Origin of the sequence: Marichromatium sp. AB32 (assembly GCF_003718675.1) — a bacterium.
GTDB classification, from domain to species: Bacteria; Pseudomonadota; Gammaproteobacteria; order Chromatiales; family Chromatiaceae; genus Marichromatium; species Marichromatium gracile.
The window spans coordinates 43957-60244 of the sequence record NZ_RHFJ01000018.1 but is presented as its reverse complement, the minus strand read 5'-3'; the positions used below and the strand labels follow the sequence as shown (position 1 = coordinate 60244).

At 67.8% G+C, this 16288-nt stretch carries 15 protein-coding genes; 10 read left to right on the top strand and 5 right to left on the bottom strand.

All coding sequences use genetic code 11. From position 1 onward, the window contains the following. The first annotated feature begins 381 nt into the window (after positions 1–381). Genes ribBA through EBL85_RS07760 form a run of 5 tightly spaced genes read left to right on the top strand, consistent with a single transcriptional unit; the run spans position 382 to position 3938 of the window. The gene (gene ribBA, locus EBL85_RS07780; protein WP_123140393.1) at positions 382–1515 is read left to right on the top strand and encodes a bifunctional 3,4-dihydroxy-2-butanone-4-phosphate synthase/GTP cyclohydrolase II; all 1134 of its coding nucleotides are present in this window, start codon (positions 382–384) and stop codon (positions 1513–1515) included. Between the two features lie 14 nt (positions 1516–1529). Then, positions 1530–2000, top strand: coding sequence for a 6,7-dimethyl-8-ribityllumazine synthase (ribE, locus tag EBL85_RS07775; RefSeq protein WP_123142589.1), 471 nt, complete (start codon positions 1530–1532; stop codon positions 1998–2000). Position 2001: 1 nt separating this feature from the next. After that, complete coding sequence (gene nusB / locus EBL85_RS07770) at positions 2002–2511, top strand: transcription antitermination factor NusB (protein ID WP_123140392.1); 510 nt, start codon at positions 2002–2004, stop codon at positions 2509–2511. After that, complete coding sequence (gene thiL / locus EBL85_RS07765) at positions 2501–3463, top strand: thiamine-phosphate kinase (protein WP_123142588.1); 963 nt, start codon at positions 2501–2503, stop codon at positions 3461–3463. The genes nusB and thiL overlap by 11 nt, the downstream gene beginning before the upstream one ends. Then, a complete protein-coding gene (locus tag EBL85_RS07760; RefSeq protein ID WP_123140390.1) occupies positions 3441–3938 on the top strand; it encodes a phosphatidylglycerophosphatase A in 498 nt (165 codons plus the stop codon). Before thiL ends, EBL85_RS07760 begins: the two co-directional genes overlap by 23 nt. Positions 3939–3993: 55 nt before the next feature. Here the strand turns inward: EBL85_RS07760 and EBL85_RS07755 are convergent, their stop codons facing one another. The 3 genes from EBL85_RS07755 to EBL85_RS07745 all read right to left on the bottom strand — a co-directional run bounded on the left by EBL85_RS07755 (position 3994) and on the right by EBL85_RS07745 (position 6643). Continuing rightward, complete coding sequence (locus EBL85_RS07755) at positions 3994–4365, bottom strand: PilZ domain-containing protein (protein WP_123140389.1); 372 nt, start codon at positions 4363–4365, stop codon at positions 3994–3996. A gap of 239 nt (positions 4366–4604) precedes the next feature. Next, positions 4605–6338, bottom strand: a complete 1734-nt coding sequence (locus EBL85_RS07750) for a cation acetate symporter (protein WP_123140388.1) — start codon at positions 6336–6338, stop codon at positions 4605–4607. Further along, positions 6335–6643, bottom strand: a complete 309-nt coding sequence (locus EBL85_RS07745) for a DUF485 domain-containing protein (protein WP_123140387.1) — start codon at positions 6641–6643, stop codon at positions 6335–6337. Before EBL85_RS07745 ends, EBL85_RS07750 begins: the two co-directional genes overlap by 4 nt. 683 nt (positions 6644–7326) lie before the next feature. Between EBL85_RS07745 and EBL85_RS07740 the strand changes: the two genes are divergently transcribed. After that, entirely contained in the window at positions 7327–8343 is a 1017-nt protein-coding gene (locus EBL85_RS07740; RefSeq protein WP_223806094.1) for a DUF2333 family protein, read from the top strand. A 55-nt stretch (positions 8344–8398) separates the two neighbouring features. Here EBL85_RS07740 and EBL85_RS07735 read toward each other — a convergent pair whose 3' ends face one another. Both EBL85_RS07735 and EBL85_RS07730 read right to left on the bottom strand, forming a co-directional pair. Further along, the gene (locus tag EBL85_RS07735; protein WP_123140385.1) at positions 8399–8809 is read right to left on the bottom strand and encodes a hypothetical protein; all 411 of its coding nucleotides are present in this window, start codon (positions 8807–8809) and stop codon (positions 8399–8401) included. Positions 8810–8901: 92 nt separating this feature from the next. Then, entirely contained in the window at positions 8902–9861 is a 960-nt protein-coding gene (locus EBL85_RS07730; RefSeq protein WP_123140384.1) for a hydrolase, read from the bottom strand. Positions 9862–10084: 223 nt separating this feature from the next. On the opposite strand from EBL85_RS07730, the gene EBL85_RS07725 reads away from it, so the two are divergent. From EBL85_RS07725 to glgX, 4 genes are all read left to right on the top strand, one after another. Beyond that, the gene (locus tag EBL85_RS07725) at positions 10085–11434 is read left to right on the top strand and encodes a TolC family outer membrane protein (RefSeq protein WP_123142587.1); all 1350 of its coding nucleotides are present in this window, start codon (positions 10085–10087) and stop codon (positions 11432–11434) included. Positions 11435–11511: 77 nt separating this feature from the next. Beyond that, positions 11512–12618, top strand: coding sequence for a chorismate synthase (aroC, locus tag EBL85_RS07720; protein WP_123142586.1), 1107 nt, complete (start codon positions 11512–11514; stop codon positions 12616–12618). 39 nt (positions 12619–12657) lie between these two features. Continuing rightward, positions 12658–13812: an MFS transporter gene (locus EBL85_RS07715; protein WP_123140430.1), complete on the top strand. Its 1155-nt coding sequence runs from the start codon at positions 12658–12660 to the stop codon at positions 13810–13812. 114 nt (positions 13813–13926) lie between these two features. After that, complete coding sequence (gene glgX / locus EBL85_RS07710; protein WP_123142585.1) at positions 13927–16023, top strand: glycogen debranching protein GlgX; 2097 nt, start codon at positions 13927–13929, stop codon at positions 16021–16023. Positions 16024–16288: the final 265 nt, after the last annotated feature.

Below are 16288 nucleotides of genomic sequence, written 5' to 3'. Positions count from 1 at the left end.
ATCTCCAACCGGTCGCTGACAGTGAATGGTGAGTGGCGCTATCGTCGAGGCCGTCCCTCCACTGGCGGCTGGCCGCTGATGGCTGGCCGCTTGAATCCCTTCGCGCCCTTGGCGGCTTTGCGGTTTCAATCTCCTGGTCGCTGGTCGCTGGTCGCTGGTCGCTGGTCGCTGGTCGCTGGTCGCTGAACCCCTGATGGGCGCGCTGCGCTTTGTTCATCCTAGGGTGTGGCGGGGCGTCGTTCCATTGGCGACGGCGGGAGAGAACGCCTGCTGGCGGCTGGATGCCGATGGCTGGAGGCTGACTTGCGGCCGCTTCCGTCCACGCAGGTGCTTGGCCGTCTGTTAAACTTAACGGCTTCGCTCGAAAAGACCCAATTTGCTATGAGCCATACCGGCCTGAACACGACCGAGGAGATCATCGCCGAGCTGCGCGCCGGGCGCATGGTGGTGATCATGGACGACGAGGATCGCGAGAACGAGGGCGATCTGCTGCTTCCGGCCGACTGTGTCACCCCTGAGGCGATCAACTTCATGGCCAAGTACGGTCGCGGGCTGATCTGTCTGACCCTCACCCGTGAGCGCTGCGAGCAGCTGCGTCTGGCGCCGATGGTCAACGACAACCAGGCCCCGCACGCGACCGCCTTCACCGTCTCGATCGAGGCCGCCCGGGGCGTCACCACAGGCATCTCCGCAGCCGATCGTGCGACCACGGTGCGCGCCGCGGTCGCGCCTGACGCGACCGAGCGCGATCTGGTGCAGCCCGGACACATCTTTCCGCTGATCGCCCAACCCGGCGGGGTGCTGGTGCGCGCCGGTCATACCGAGGCCGGCTGCGATCTCGCCCGGCTCGCCGGTTTCACCCCGGCGGCGGTGATCGTCGAGGTCCTCAACGAGGACGGCACCATGGCGCGCCGCCCCGATCTCGAGCGCTTCGCCGAGACCCACGGGCTGAAGATCGGCACCATCGCCGATCTCATCCACTATCGGGTGCGCAACGAGCGCGCGGTGGTGCGCGAGAGCGGCTGCGAGCTGCCCACGCCCTACGGGACCTTCAAGCTGCACGCCTATCGCGACAGCATCGATCACGAGCTGCACCTGGCGCTGACCCTCGGCGAGATCGATCCGGAGCACCCCACCCTGGTACGGGTGCACCTGCAAAACAGCCTCTGCGATCTGTTCGAGGCCGATCACGGCGCCTGCGGCTGGCCGCTGCGCGACGTGATGCGTCAGGTCGGCGAGGCCGGCGAGGGGGTGATCGTGGTGCTGCGCAACCGCGATCGAGCCGAGGATCTGCTGGCGCGGATCAAGGATTTCGATTTCCATGACCGTGACGACGAGGTGCCGCCGCGCCGGCAGCAGGACGGTCATACGCTGCGCACCTTCGGTATCGGCGCGCAGATCCTCGCCGATCTCGGCGTGCGCAAGATGCGCGTGATGAGCGCGCCGAAGTCGATGCATGCCATCTCCGGGTTCGACCTGGAGGTGGTTGAGTACACCGGTGGTCGCCAATCCTGAGAGGACAAACCGAGATGACCATTCATACCATCGAAGGCACCATGCGTGCCGATGGCGCCCGCTTCTGTCTGCTGGTGGCGCGCTGGAACAACTTCGTCGTCGATAGCCTGGAGCGGGGCGCGATCGACGCGCTGCGTCGTCACGGTGTCGAGGAGTCGGACATCACCATCGTGCGCGTGCCCGGTGCCTTCGAGATGCCGGTGGCCGCCGAACAGATCGCCACGCGCGGCGGTTTCGACGCCATCGTCGCCCTCGGCGCGGTGATCCGTGGCGGCACCCCCCACTTCGAGTACGTCGCCAACGAGTGCGTCAAGGGGCTCGCCCAGGTCGGTCTCAGCCACCGGCTGCCGATCGCCTTCGGCGTGCTCACCGTCGACAGCATCGAGCAGGCGATCGAGCGTGCCGGCACCAAGGCCGGCAACAAGGGCGCCGAGGCCGCGCTCTCGGCGCTGGAGATGGTCTCGCTGGCACGGCAGTTCGACTGAAATGGTGAGTCCACGCACCCAGGCGCGTCGCTATGCGGCGCTGGCCCTCTACCAGTGGCGTCTCACCGGTGAGGACCCGATGGCGATCAAGCGCCACATGCTCGATGACCCGGATTGGCTCGATGCCGTCTCGGCATCGCTGCAGGGCATCGATGAGGACGAGACGCTGGCCTCGGCGCACCGTTTTCGCTTCAACCTCGAGCTGTTCGAGCAGCTGCTCGCCGGGGTCCCCGAGCGCATCGAGCCGATCGACGCCCAGCTCACCCGCTTTCTCGATCGCCCGATCGAGCAGGTCGATCCGGTGGAGCTGGCGATCCTGCGTATCGGCGCCTTCGAGATCCTGTTCTCGGCGGCGATCCCCGACGGGGTGGCGATCAACGAGGCCGTCGAGCTCACCAAGTTGCTCGGCGCCCACGAGGGCCACAAGTACGTCAACGGCGTACTCGACAAGATCGCCCGTCATCAGGCGGTGGCGCGGCGCGCCGCCGAACGTCCCGACGGTGACGGCTGAACCCGGCGCCGAGTTCGCGCTGATCGGGGCGCACTTCGCCGGGCTCGGCGCGGCACGCGAGGATGTGCTGCTCGGGGTCGGCGACGACTGCGCCCTGCTGCGGGTGCCGCCGGGGCAGTCGTTGGCCGTCAGCCTCGACACCCTGGTCGCCGGCGTCCACTTCTTCCCCGACTGCGATCCCCACGCGCTCGGTCACAAGACCCTGGCGGTGAGCCTCAGCGATCTCGCCGCGATGGGCGCGGAACCCGCCTGGGCGACCCTGGCGCTGACCCTCCCTGCCTCCGATCCGGCGTGGCTCGCGGCCTTCGCCGCCGGGCTCGGCGAGCTGGCTTGCGCCCACGGCGTGCGGCTGGTCGGTGGCGACACCACTCGGGGGCCGTTGACCATCACCCTGCAGCTCCAGGGGCTGGTGCCGTCCGAGGCGGCGCTGCGTCGTGATGGCGCATGTGCGGGCGATCGCATCTGGGTCAGCGGCACCCTGGGCGACGCGGCGCTGGCGCTCGTCGAGCTGCAGGCCGGTCGCGATCCCGATCCGGCGCTGCGCGCGCGGCTCGAACGTCCGACCCCGAGGGTCGCGCTCGGGCGCGGGTTGCGCGGCATCGCCAGCGCCGCGATCGATCTCTCCGATGGGCTCGTCGCCGACCTCGGGCATGTGCTCGCTGCCTCCGGCGTCGGCGCCGAGCTGCAGCTCGGCGCGCTGCCGCTCGGTGAGGCGGTGGCCGCGCGCGCGGACTGGTCGCTCGCGCTCGCCGGCGGCGACGACTACGAGCTCTGTTTCTGCGCGCCGCCCGGTCGCGACGGTGAGATCCTGGCGCTGGGGCAGCGTCTCGGCTGTCGTCTGACCCCGGTCGGTATCATCCGCGGCGATGACGACGCGCTGCGTTGCCTGCTGCCAGACGGCACCGTGCTGAACCCCACGAGGAAGGGCTATGACCACTTCGCCGGCGCCTGAGCGCCCGGCGCGCGCGGGCTTCGATCCGCGTCGCGCACACCATTGGATCGCCTTCGGGTTCGGCTCGGGGCTGGCGCCGCGCGCACCCGGCACCTTCGGTACCCTGGCGGCGATCCCGCTCTATCTGCTGTTCGCCGGGCTGTCCTGGCCCTTCTATCTCGGCTTGCTGGTGCTCGCCACCGGCATCGGTATCTGGGCCTGTGGGCGCACCGCGCGCGAGTTGGGGCTGCATGATCCCTCGGCGATCGTGTGGGACGAGTTCGTCGGTTTCTGGCTGACGATGGCGGTCGCCCCCGCCGGCTGGGGCTGGATCCTCGCCGGGTTCCTGTTGTTCCGGCTGTTCGATATCTGGAAGCCCTGGCCGGTGCGCCTCGCCGATCGTCACGTCGAGGGCGGGCTCGGCATCATGCTCGACGACCTGATCGCCGGTGCCATGGCCGCGCTGGTGCTCCTCGGCGCGGTCTGGTTGCTCTGATCGGAAGGGGGGGGATGAGACTGGGCGCGCCGTCCTGCTGGCGCGTGCGGCGGACTCAGTGGGCGTGGGTCTCGGCGGTGGTGTGACGGTCGATGCGCGGCGGATAGGCCGGCGGCGCACAGAAGGCGATGCCGATCATCCAGCGCTGGGCATCGTGTCCGGCCTCGACCCAGACCACCGAGCCGGTCACCTGCAGCGGCTCGATCGTATCCTCGAGCGCCATCTCCAGCAGCAGTCGCGAGCGGATGGCGAAGCGCTCGCCGGCGCTGATGCACATCCCCCCCTCGCCGATGTCGTGGCCGTTGACGTGATAGATGTGCTGACGTCGCTCGATCCGTTCTCCGGAAAGCGGGATCAGCCGCGCCTCACCGGTCCATTCGCGGCGCTCGTAGCGGCGGCGTTCGGCATCATCGCGATTTGCGTACATGGTGTTTTCATCCTCCCGGGGCTGCCTGTTTAATTCGCTGTTTTTCTTGTTTTTATCCAGTATAGACGCTGCTGCGTCCGGTGCTGCCGGGTGAGTGGGCCGTAGATGGCGAAAACGGGAGGGATGCGGGGCGGGAGATGAGGGGCGTCCGGGCGTTGCGCCCGGACGATCGGAGCAGTGGTGGCGCGTCCCTGCGCCTCGACGCCCACCGCCCGCGTGCGCGGGCGGTGAGTGGGACCTCAGTGGCTCGCGGCCCCCTCGGCGCCGATCCCGGTCTCGCAGCGGATGCGCTGGGCACGATAGGCGCTGCGCTCGCGCTGGGCCTGCTCGGAGTTGTCGAGCAGCGAGACCAGCCAGATGAAGAAGAAGGCCATCGGGATGGAGACGATCGCCGGGTTGTCGAGCCCGATCAGGCCGACCGGCACCGGGGTGCCGTCGGGGCCGGGCGCGGTGTGACCGAGCACATCGCCCCACACCGCCTTCGACAGCACCGTCAGCACCACCGCGCTGAGCAGACCGGCGAGACCGCCGGCCAGTGCTCCGCGGGTGGTCATCCGCCCCCAGAAGATCGAGGCGGCCAGCACCGGGAAGTTGGCGCTGGCAGCGATCGCGAAGGCCAGGCCGACCATGAAGGCGACGTTCTGGCTCTCGAAGGCGATGCCGAGTGCGATGGCGACCAGTCCCAGCCCGAAGGTGGCGAAACGCGAGATGCGGATCTCGGTGGCTTCGTTGCCGCGACCGCGCGCGATCACGCTGGCATAGAGGTCGTGGGAGATGGCCGAGGCGCCGGCCAGGGTCAGCCCGGCGACCACGGCGAGGATGGTGGCGAAGGCCACCGCCGAGATGAAGCCGAGGAAGAGGTTGCCGCCGACGGCCTCGGCCAGCCGGATCGCGACCATGTTGGAGCCGCCCTCGACCCCGCTGACCAGGCGCTCGCTGAGTACCGCACCCTCGGCGCTCAGTGCCTCGGGCTTGAAGAACTCGGGGTGCTGGGCGAGCAGCACGATCGAGGCGAAGCCGATGATGAAGGTGAGGATGTAGAAGTAGCCGATGAAGCCGGTGGCGTAGAACACCGACTTGCGCGCCTCCTTGGCATCCGGGACGGTGAAGAAGCGCATCAGGATGTGCGGCAGGCCGGCGGTGCCGAACATCAGCGCCAGCCCCAGCGAGATGGCGTTGATCGGATCCTGCACCAGCGAGCCCGGTCCCATGATGTCGAGACCGTTGGGGTGGATCTCGGTGGCCTGGCGGAACATCTCCTCGGGGGAGAAGCCGAAGGCCGAGAGCGCGGCGAAGGCCATGAAGGTGGCGCCGGAGAGCAGCAGCACCGCCTTGATGATCTGCACCCAGGTGGTGGCGGTCATGCCGCCGAAGATGACGTAGACCATCATCAGCACGCCGACGGCGACCACCGCCATCCAGTACTCGAGACCGAACAGCAACTGGATCAGCTTGCCGGCGCCGACCATCTGCGCGATCAGATAGAAGGCGACCACGACCAACGAGGAGAGCGCGGCCATGGTGCGGATCTGGGTCTGGCCGAAGCGGTAGGAGGCGACGTCGGCGAAGGTGAACTTGCCGAGGTTACGGATCTGCTCGGCGAGCAGGAACATGATCACCGGCCAGCCGACGAGGAAGCCGATCGAGTAGATCAGGCCGTCGTAGCCGGAGGCGAAGACCAGCCCGGAGATGCCGAGGAAGGAGGCCGCCGACATGTAGTCGCCGGCGATCGCCAGACCGTTCTGGAAGCCGGTGATGCCGCCGCCGGCGGTATAGAAGTCCTTGGCGCTGCGGGTGCGGCGCGCCGCCCAGTAGGTGATGCCGAGGGTGCCGACGACGAAGGCGACGAACATGCTGATGGCGGTGACGTTGACCGCCTGTTTCTCCACCGCGCCGCTCATTGCCGGGGCGGCGGCGAGACCGAAGGGGATGAGCAGGGCGGCGAGTACGCCCCAGGGTGCGAAGCGTCTCATCGTGCCTCCTCCTGGATCTCTTTGGTCAGGCGGTCGAAGTGACCGTTGGCGCGCACCACGTAGATGCCGGTGAGCAGGAAGGCGCTGAGGATGATGACCACACCGAGCGGCATGCCGATGGTCATGATCGCGCCCTCGGCGACCGGGATCGCCAGGAGTTCAGGGGCGAAGGCGATGGTGAGGATGAAGCCGTAATAGATGCCCAGCATCAGCAGGGTCAGCACCCAGGCGAAGCGCTTGCGTGATCTGACCAGCTGTTGATAGCGCGGATTCGCCTCGATAGCGTCGATCGATTCTCGTTGCATGGGTTTATCCGAAACACGATGAGTGGGGTCTGTGCCTCGACTCGGCGCCGCGCGCCGCTGCCTGCGGCCCCAGACCAGTGCCGCTCGGCGCTCGATGTCTGTGTTTCGGGTCCAGCTCAGCGGGGACGCGGTGCGCTTGTCGCTTTCCGCACAAAACAAAAGGAAAGACCGATTCTCTTGGTCATTCCTCGCCGATGTCAACAAAAAGTTGATGCGTTATCTCAATCGGGTGGATTGTGAAACTGCACCGGCGCACACAGCATCAAAGGTGGACGAGACGTGTCTTCCGTGCCCGGTCGATGGCGAGCATGGCGGTTACCGATGGCGATGGCGCATGTGTCTTGGGGAACGTTCGGCGCATGGTGCAGTCTCTAGGCAACACCGCATGGACCCGGGGCCGGTCTCGGGGCGAGAATGGTAGGGTCGGGTTTGATGTCAGGGCGGGTTGCGCCCGACACGCCCGGTTGTCTGTCCGCAATCACTCGAGGTGGGCGCGGGCCTCTCGCTCGTCGGGTAGCGCATCGGCGTGGCCCGGGCCGCGGTACGACGAATTTCGGGACGCTGTCCCCCGTACCGCCATGGGGGCTGCGTCCTTGTCAGACTTTCAGTCAGTAAGGAGTCAAGTGATGGACCTGAATCTATCCGGCCTCAGGGCCGCGATCCGTCGACGAGCCAAGAATTTAATGGAACTCTACAACCCGCGCATCTGGCGCGAACGGGGCCTCTGGTGGACCAGCGGAGTATTTCTGGTCACCTATCTGTTGGTGGTACTGGTGCTCGGCATCGTCTGGTCGCGCTCGCCCGGCGAGTTCGATGTGCGCGAGAGCGCACTGGAGATGGTCGGGGGCGACGAGGCCCGACTGGTCCCGGGCACCCTGACCACGGCCACCGCCATCCGCATCGTCGAGACCCTGCTCGACAAGCCCGGTGGCTATCTCTCCAATGATGTGATGCCGCCCGGGGTCTATCTCGACAATATCCCCAGTTGGGAGTTCGGTGCCCTGACCGAGGTGCGCGACCTCGTCGACTCGCTGCGCAATCACCTCAGCCGTGCCCAGTCGCAGTCGATCGAGGACGTCGACCTGCAGATCGCCCAGCCGCAGTTCAACTACAACGCCAACTCCTGGATCCTGCCCTCGAGCGAGTCCGAGTACCGCAAGGGTGCCGATGCGCTCTATCGTTATCTTGAGCGACTCTCCGACGAGCGCGCTCAGGATGGTCAGTTCTTTGCCCGCGCCGACAACCTGACGATGTATCTGGGGCTGGTGGAGAAGCGTCTGGGGAGTCTGGCGCAGCGTCTGTCCTATGCCGTGGGGCAGCGTCAGCTCAACACCGACCTGGCTGGCGACCCAAGCGCGCGTCAGTCGACGGCGGTCCCCGAGGAGCGGGTGCAGAAGACGCCGTGGAACCAGATCGACGACGTCTTCTTCGAGGCGCGTGGTTACACCTGGGCGTTGCTCCACACCCTCCAGGCAATCGAGGGTGATTTCAAGTCGGTGCTCGAGAACAAGAACGCGCTGGTCTCGCTGCGCCAGATCATCCGCAAGCTCGAGGAGACGCAGAGCCCGATCTGGAGCCCGCTGATCCTCAACGGTACCGGCTTCGGCCCGATGGCCAATCACTCGCTGGTGATGGCCTCCTACATCTCACGGGCCAACGCGGCGATCATCGAGCTGCGCACGCTGCTCGAGATGGGCTGAACGGGGCGGGCGGCACGATCGCCGCCCGTTCGTCATCCTACCTGGCCGGGGGCGTTCAGCCCTCGGCCTGCTCTTCCTTCTCAGCGGACGCTGCCGCCTCGACGTCGCTCGGTGCGGTGGTGGCGCGGTGGCTCGCCGCGCAGGCGGCCACGCACTCTTCGCGCTGGATACGGCAGATGCGCAGGTCCGCGCCAAGACAGACGTCGGGCTTCAGGCAGCCGGCGCCGCGATTGGCGACACAGGTCTCGTAGTCTTCCCCGATCATGCGAATATGGGTCTGGCACTCGGTCTCGCGGATCTGCTGGCGCTGCTCGCAATGCGTGCTGGCGATCTCGCAGCGTGCCAGGCAGGTCTGTGACTGCGGGTCCTGGGCCTTGAAGTCACTGCTGGTCTCGGGGGTGGCGCAACCGCCCAGGCTCAGTGCGAGCAGGGCGGCGGCGAGGACGGGGGCGAATGCAAGCGGCATCGGCGGGACTCTCCTTCGAAAATGGGCGAAGACTAGCATAGAAGCCCCGGGCTGAACGCCGCTCGGCGATACCCGGGGCTGAGGGTGGCGATTCAGCCGCGCAGGTCGCGCAACTGCGCGAGGATACGCTGCTCGAGCCAATAGATCGGGCGCCAGGGATGGCTGCCGGAGACGAAGCCGACATGGCCGCCGTGGCGGCTGAGCTCCAGGGTGACGCCGGGGCCGAGTTCGTGTGCCATCGGGACCGTGGACGGATACATGAAGGGGTCGTCGGCGGCGTGGATGATCAGCGTCGGGGTGGTGATCCCGCGCAGATAGCCGCGACAGCTCGAGCGGCTGTAGTAGTCGAAGACACCGGCAAAGCCGTTGAGCGGTGCGGTGATCTGGTCGTCGAAGTCGTTGAAGTCGCCGATCCGCTCGAGGTCGACCGCCAGCGGCAGGGGGCGGTCGGCGAACTTGCGTCGCAGGTTGGCCTTGAGCCGGTCGAGCAGATAGCGACGATAGACCCTCGAGAGCCCACGATTGAAACGCAGCATGCCGTCGCGCAGCACGAAGGGGACGGAGACGGCGATCGCTGCGCCGACCCGCGCGGTGTCGCGCTCGCCGAGATACTTGAGCAACAGGTTGGCGCCGAGCGAGAAGCCGACCGCCGCAAGCGGCTCGCCCTCGGGGTCGGCGGCGAGCTGCTCGAGCACCTCGGCGAGGTCCTCCGAGGCCCCCGAGTGATAGGAGCGATCGAGCCGATTGGGTGCCTCCGAGCAGCCGCGCAGGTGCATGAACACCGGCTGGAAGCCGGCGCCCTCGAGGGCGTGGATCAGTGAGCCGGCGTAGTGCGACTCGAGGTTGCCCTCGAGCCCGTGGATCAATACCACCCGCGGACCGACGGGGCGACCGATGGCGAGATCGATGAAGTCGCCATCGCTGAGCTCGATGCGTCTCGGGGTCAGGTCGAGCGGCGGGCGTCGGCGCATCAGCGCCGGCCAGACGGTCTGCAGATGGGCGCCGGGCAACCACCAGGCGGGACGGAAGTCGCTAGCGACGAGACGTGCCATCGTTGGGGGAATCCTTGTGAGCGGGGAACGGCGGGCGGTCTGCGCGGTGCGGGGACGTCCGGTCGGGGCAGGGCGCCGACGCATTGAGGGCGGGCCCGCTTCTCCCCTATACTGCAATCCAAGCATGATGACGGAATCCCGTCTCGATTGGAACCATCGCCTCCGGATCCAAGCACGATCTCCAGCCGTCGTGCGCGGGTCTGCACCCAGGAAACCAAATCCGATGCGGAAAACCCTTCCGACCCTGATCACGGCTCTTCTGTGCGGGATCGCGCCGCTGAGCCAGGCCGAGGATCTGCTGCAGATCTATGACATGGCCGCGCAGAGCGCGCCCACCCTGCGCGAGGCCGAACAGCGTCTGTTCGCCTCCCGCGAAGCCCGCCCCCAGGCCCAGGCACTGCTGCTGCCGAACCTGAGCGTGCAGGGCGACATCGACTATCAGAGCGTCGACAGCAGCGGTACCAGCACCTTCGGCAGCTTCGACCGCTATGACAAGTACGGCACCCAGGGGCTGCAGGCGGTGGTCAACCAGACCGTCTACGACCGCGCCAGCTGGATGACCCTGAAGCAATCCGATCATGTCATCGCCCAGGCCGAGGCCGAGTTCCGCGACTCCCAGCTCGAACTCATGGTCCAGACCACCGAGGCCTATTTCAACGTGCTGCGCGCCGCCGACGCGGTGACCGTGCAGGAGGCGCTGCTGCGCGCCAACGAGCGCCAGCTCGAGCAGTCGCGCCAGCGCTTCGAGGTCGGTCTGGTGGCGATCACCGACGTCAACGAGAGTCAGGCCGCCTATGACCGCTCACGCGCCGACCTGATCACCGCGCGCAACGATCTCGACAACGCCTGGGAGGCGCTGCGCACCATCGTCGGCCCGATCCAGGTACCGCTGGCGCGCCTCGGCGACCGCCTGCCGCTCTCGCCGCCCGAACCCAACGAGATCGACGTCTGGGCCAAGACCGCGCTGCGCAGCAACTACGGCATCATCGCCGCGAGCGAGGCGGCCAACGCCGCGCGCAAGGGCATCGAGATCGAGCGCTCCGGCCACTACCCCTCGGTCAACCTCCAGGCCGGCTACGACATCTCGCGCTCCGATGCGACCTTCGACACCGACTCCGACACCGGCTTCGTCGGTCTGAGCGTCAACATCCCGGTGTTCCAGGGTGGGGCGGTGAGTTCGCGTACCCGTGAGGCCGGCTACAACTTCCGCGCCGCTCAGGATCGACTCGACCAGACCCGTCGTCAGGTCAGCCAGCAGGTCAAGGACGCCTATCGCGGCATCCTCTCGAGCATCGAGGACGTCAAGGCCCGTCAGGCCTCGATCGTCTCGGCGCGCTCGGCGCTGGAATCGACCCAGGCCGGGCTCGAGGTCGGCACCCGCACCCAGGTCGACGTGCTCAACGCCCAGCGCAACCTGTTCCAGGCCGAGTTCGAGTACCTGAGCGCGCGCTACAACTACATCGTCAATGGGGTCAAGCTCCACCAGGCCACCAGTACCCTGAGTCGCGAGGTGCTAGCCAAGGGCAATGCCTGGCTCGATCCCAACGACATGGTGGCGCCGCCGACCTATTGATCCGTCGGGCCGCGCCGGTGTGCTCGGCGTGGCTCGATCCGTTGTCCTGAATCCTTCTCGTTGCCTGGATCCCGATCATGTCTGGAAGCAGTCTCGGTAAACTGTTCGTCGTCTCCGGTTTCGGCGAGAGCCACGGGCCGGCCATCGGCGGCATGGTCGACGGCTGCCCGCCCGGGCTGGCGCTGTGCGCGGCCGATCTGCAGCGCGACCTCGATCGGCGCAAGCCGGGGCAGTCGCGCCACACCACCCAGCGGCGCGAGTCCGACACCGTCGAGATCCTCTCCGGGGTGTTCGAGGGGCGTACCACGGGGGCACCGATCGGGCTGCTGATCCGTAACGAGGACCAGCGCTCCAAGGACTACTCCGAGATCGCCACCCGCTATCGTCCCGGCCACGCCGACTACTGCTACGACCAGAAGTACGGTCATCGCGACTATCGCGGCGGCGGTCGTTCCTCGGCGCGCGAGACGGCGGTGCGGGTCGCCGCCGGGGCGATCGCCAAGAAGTATCTGGCCGAGCAGGTCGGGGTGCGGATCCGCGGTCATCTCTCCCAGCTCGGCCCGATCCGTCCGCGCGGCTTCGACTGGGCGGCGGTCGAGTCCAACCCCTTCTTCTGGCCGTGTCGCGAGAGCGTGCCCGAGCTCGAGCGCTTCATGGACGAGCTGCGCAAGTCCGGCGATTCGATCGGGGCGGCGCTCACCGTGGTCGCCGAGGGGATGCCCACCGGGCTCGGCGAGCCGATCTACGACCGGCTCGACGCCGACATCGCCCACGCGATGATGGGGATCAACGCGGTCAAGGGGGTCGAGATCGGTGACGGCTTCGCCTGTGTCGAGCAGCGCGGCAGTGAGCATCGCGACGAGATGACCCCGGAGGGCTTCCTCTCCAACCATGCCGGCGGGGTACTCGGCGGCATCTCCTCGGGCCAGGACCTGGTGGTCCGTATCGCGCTCAAGCCGACCTCGAGCATCCGCATCCCCGGGCGCTCGATCGATCGTGACGGCAACCCCGTCGAGGTGGTCACCAAGGGGCGTCACGACCCCTGCGTGGGGATCCGCGCCACGCCGATCGCCGAGGCGGTGTTGGCAATCGTGTTGATGGATCATCTGCTGCGCCACCGCGCCCAGAACGCCACCACCCAGGCGCCGATCCCACCGATCGCCGCGCGCGCCCCCGGCGCCTGAGTCCGCGTGCGCGCCCCCGTGGCGCCGCGCGCCCCCGTCATGCCCTACTGGCGTCTCTCCGGCTACTACTTCTTCTATTTCGCCTCGCTCGGGGCGTTGGTGCCCTATTGGGGGCTCTATCTGCAGGATCGCGGCTTCGATGCCCTGGCCATCGGCCAGTTGATGGCGATCCTCTACGCCACCAAGGTCGTCGCCCCGCTGGTCTGGGGTCAGCTTGCCGACCGCAGCGGCCGGCGGATGCCCTTGGTGCGGCTCGCCGCGCTGCTCTCGGTCGTGCTCTTCGGGCTGATCTTCTTCGGCGAGGGGTTCTGGGCCACGGCGCTGGCGATGGCGCTGTTCAGCTTTTTCTGGAACGCCTCGTTGCCGCAGCTCGAGGCGGTGACCTTCAATCATCTCCGCCGTCGGCCGACGCGCTATGCGCTGGTGCGGGTGTGGGGTTCGGTCGGCTTCGTGCTGGTGGTGGTGGCGCTGGGGATGGCGCTGCACGTGCAGTCGTTCGCGATCCTGCCCTGGTGGGTGCTGGCGCTGCTCCTTGGGATCTGGTTGACCAGTCTGGTGATCCCCGACAGTGCGCCAGTGCATGCCAAGGGCACCGAGCCCCGGATCGGGGCCTTGTTGCGCCGGCCCGCGGTGCTTGCCTTCTTCGCCGCCTGTCTGCTGATGCAGCTCGCCCATGGCATCTATTACGCCTTCTACTCGATCCATCTCGAGGCCAACGGCTACGGTACCGACGCCGTCGGCGGGCTGTGGGCGTTGGGGGTGGTGGCCGAGGTGGCGATCTTTCTGGTGATGCACCGCCTGCTCGAGCGCTTCGGGGCGCGTCGGGTGCTGCTCTGGAGTCTGGCCCTGGCGGTGGTGCGCTGGCTGGTGATCGGCGCCTGGGTCGAGCTGCTGTGGCTGCAGGTGCTCGCCCAGTTGCTCCATGCCGCGACCTTTGCCACCTTCCATGCCGCGGCGATCCATTGGGTCCACCATGCCTTTCCGGGGCGCACCCAGGGGCGCGGGCAGGCGCTCTACAGCGCGCTGAGCTTCGGCGCCGGCGGCGCCGCCGGCAGCCTGATCGGTGGGTTGTTGTGGGAGGACGCCGGTGCGCTGGTGACCTTCGGCGGCGCGGCGCTGGCCTCGGCGGTGGCCTGGGTGCTGGCCTGGGGCTGGGTCGATCGTCCTGCGCCGGCGGCGGTGCGGCACGCCTGAGGCGGTCGGGGCGAGCGCCCGTGCTATGCTCGCGGTGCCTGTGACGCCGCGGCTGCGTCACCTCTTCAGCTGTCCCTTCCGGCAGCATTCGCAACCGGGGCTGCGTATTCCGTCATGGTCGTTCTCAATGCTCCGTATCACACCCTGCCCGGGCACCGTCACCCGCCGGGGGCGACCGTGGAGGACGCCGGGGTCAACTTCTCGGTGTTCAGTCGTCATGCCACCGGTGCCGAGCTGCTGCTCTATACCGGTGCCGACAGCGCCGAGCCCTTCCAGGTCATCCGTCTCGACCCCGAGGTCAACCACACCTTCTTCTCCTGGCACGTGCTGGTGGTCGATCTGCCGCCGGGGACCCACTACACCTGGCGCATGGACGGTCCCTTCGATCCGCAGGGCAACGGCTGGCGCTTCGACACGGAGGTCGAGCTGGTCGACCCCTGGGCGCGCGCGGTCAACGTCTGTGACTGGGACCGCTGGCGCCGTCAGGACGAGGGCGTGCGCCCCCACGACTCGCCGCGCGGTGTGGTGCTGGCCGAGGAGTACGACTGGGAGGGCGACACCCCGCTGCGCCGAGCCTGGGAGGAGACCATCATCTACGAGCTGCACGTCGGCGGCTTCACCCGACATCCCAGTGCCGGGGTCGCGCACCCGGGGACCTTCCTCGGGCTGATCGAGAAGATCCCCTATCTGCGCGCGCTCGGCATCAGCCATGTCGAGTTGATGCCGGTGATGGCCTTCGACGAGCAGGACGTGCCGCCGGCGGTGTGGCGAGCGGGGCTGCGCAATTACTGGGGCTACAGCAGCTACGGCTTCTTCTCGCCACACCCGGGCTATTGCGTCGACCCCGAGGCCGGCTGCCACCGGCGCGAGTTCCGTGATCTGGTCAAGGCGCTGCACCGCGCCGGCATCGGCGTCATCCTCGATGTGGTCTTCAACCACACCAGCGAGGGCGGGGCGGGGGGGCCGACCCTGACCTTCAAGGGCTTCGGCAACGAGACCTTCTACTGTCTCGACGTGCTCGATCGGCGCATCTATCTCGATTTCACCGGTTGTGGCAATACCGTCAACGCCAATCACCCGCTGGTGGCGCGCTATATCATCGACGCGCTCGAGTACTGGGTGCGCGAGATGCACGTCGACGGCTTTCGCTTCGACCTGGCCAGCGCCATGGCGCGCGACGCCGACGGTCAGCCGTTGGCCAACCCGCCGGTGTTGTGGGGGATCGAGCTCTCCGACACCCTGGCCACCAGCCGGATCATCGCCGAGGCCTGGGACGCCGCCGGGCTCTATCAGGTCGGCAGCTTTCCGGGCTATCGCTGGATGGAGTGGAACGGTCGCTATCGTGACGTGATCCGTCGTTTCGTGCGCGGCGATCCCGGGCTGGTGGCCGAGGTCGCCACCCGGCTCGCCGGCAGCAGTGATCTCTACCAGGCCAACCTCCGCCATCCGCTCAACAGCGTCAACTTCGTCACCTGTCACGACGGTTTCACCCTCTGGGATCTGGTTTCCTATAACCGCAAGCGCAACCTCGCCAACGCCGAGGACAACCGCGACGGCACCGACGACGATCTGAGCTGGAACTGCGGCATCGAGGGCGAGACCGAAGATCCCGAGGTGCTGGCGCTGCGTCGGCGTCAGGCCAAGAACCTGCTTGCGCTGCTGCTGCTCAGTCAGGGGGTGCCGATGCTGCTCGCCGGCGACGAGGTGCTGCGTACCCAGGGCGGCAACAACAACGCCTGGTGTCAGGACAACGCCGAGAACTGGTTCGATTGGTCGCTGGTCGAGCGCAACGCCAGCATGTTGGGTTTCGTGCGCGGCCTGATCGCGCTGCGCCAGCGTCATCCGAGCCTGCGCCGGCGGCGCTTTCTCAGCGGTCGGGCGCGCGCTGGCGGGGGGCTGCCCGACATCCGCTGGCACGGACTCGAACCCGATCAACCCCCCTGGGATGACCCCGAGGCGCGGGTGCTCGCCTTTACCCTGGCGCCGTTGCACAAGACCGAGGCGGTGCTCCATGTCGCCATCAACATGGAGCCCTGTGCCCGCCGCTTCACCCTGCCGCAGCTCCCGGGCGTTGCCTGGTTCCGTGCGCTCGATACCGCCAGGGCCTCACCGACCGACCTGATCGAGCCCGACCTCCAGCCGCCGCACCCGGCCTCGGTGCTGCTGGTGCGCGGCCGTAGCCTGGTGGTGCTCGAGGGGCGGGCCGAGTAGGGCGCGTCGATCGTCAGCCTCCAGCGGCCAGCTTTCAGCCTCCAGGGGCGAGGGCTGGCTGGCGGCGGCTGACGGCTGGTGGCTCTTGCCTGTCTCGCGCTCTTTGCGCCATTGCGGTTCAATCCTCCTGGCCGCTGGCCGCTGGCCGCTGGCCGCTGGCCGCTGGCCGCTGGCCGCTGGCCGCTGGCCGCTGGCCGCTATCCCGCGCTTTACCCGTCCCGCCCCATTGTTTAATGTGGGATTGCTGTAGCCCGTGGATGTCACG

Coding starts and splice junctions, on each gene's coding strand:
- ribE (WP_123142589.1), top strand. CDS start 1,530: ATGACCATTCATACCATCGAAGGCACCATGCGTGCCGATGGCGCCCGC.
- nusB (WP_123140392.1), top strand. CDS start 2,002: ATGGTGAGTCCACGCACCCAGGCGCGTCGCTATGCGGCGCTGGCCCTC.
- glgX (WP_123142585.1), top strand. CDS start 13,927: ATGGTCGTTCTCAATGCTCCGTATCACACCCTGCCCGGGCACCGTCAC.
- EBL85_RS07725 (WP_123142587.1), top strand. CDS start 10,085: ATGCGGAAAACCCTTCCGACCCTGATCACGGCTCTTCTGTGCGGGATC.
- EBL85_RS07745 (WP_123140387.1), bottom strand. CDS start 6,643: ATGCAACGAGAATCGATCGACGCTATCGAGGCGAATCCGCGCTATCAA.
- EBL85_RS07760 (WP_123140390.1), top strand. CDS start 3,441: ATGACCACTTCGCCGGCGCCTGAGCGCCCGGCGCGCGCGGGCTTCGAT.
- EBL85_RS07715 (WP_123140430.1), top strand. CDS start 12,658: ATGCCCTACTGGCGTCTCTCCGGCTACTACTTCTTCTATTTCGCCTCG.
- ribBA (WP_123140393.1), top strand. CDS start 382: ATGAGCCATACCGGCCTGAACACGACCGAGGAGATCATCGCCGAGCTG.
- aroC (WP_123142586.1), top strand. CDS start 11,512: ATGTCTGGAAGCAGTCTCGGTAAACTGTTCGTCGTCTCCGGTTTCGGC.
- EBL85_RS07755 (WP_123140389.1), bottom strand. CDS start 4,365: ATGTACGCAAATCGCGATGATGCCGAACGCCGCCGCTACGAGCGCCGC.
- EBL85_RS07750 (WP_123140388.1), bottom strand. CDS start 6,338: ATGAGACGCTTCGCACCCTGGGGCGTACTCGCCGCCCTGCTCATCCCC.
- EBL85_RS07730 (WP_123140384.1), bottom strand. CDS start 9,861: ATGGCACGTCTCGTCGCTAGCGACTTCCGTCCCGCCTGGTGGTTGCCC.
- EBL85_RS07735 (WP_123140385.1), bottom strand. CDS start 8,809: ATGCCGCTTGCATTCGCCCCCGTCCTCGCCGCCGCCCTGCTCGCACTG.
- EBL85_RS07740 (WP_223806094.1), top strand. CDS start 7,327: ATGGAACTCTACAACCCGCGCATCTGGCGCGAACGGGGCCTCTGGTGG.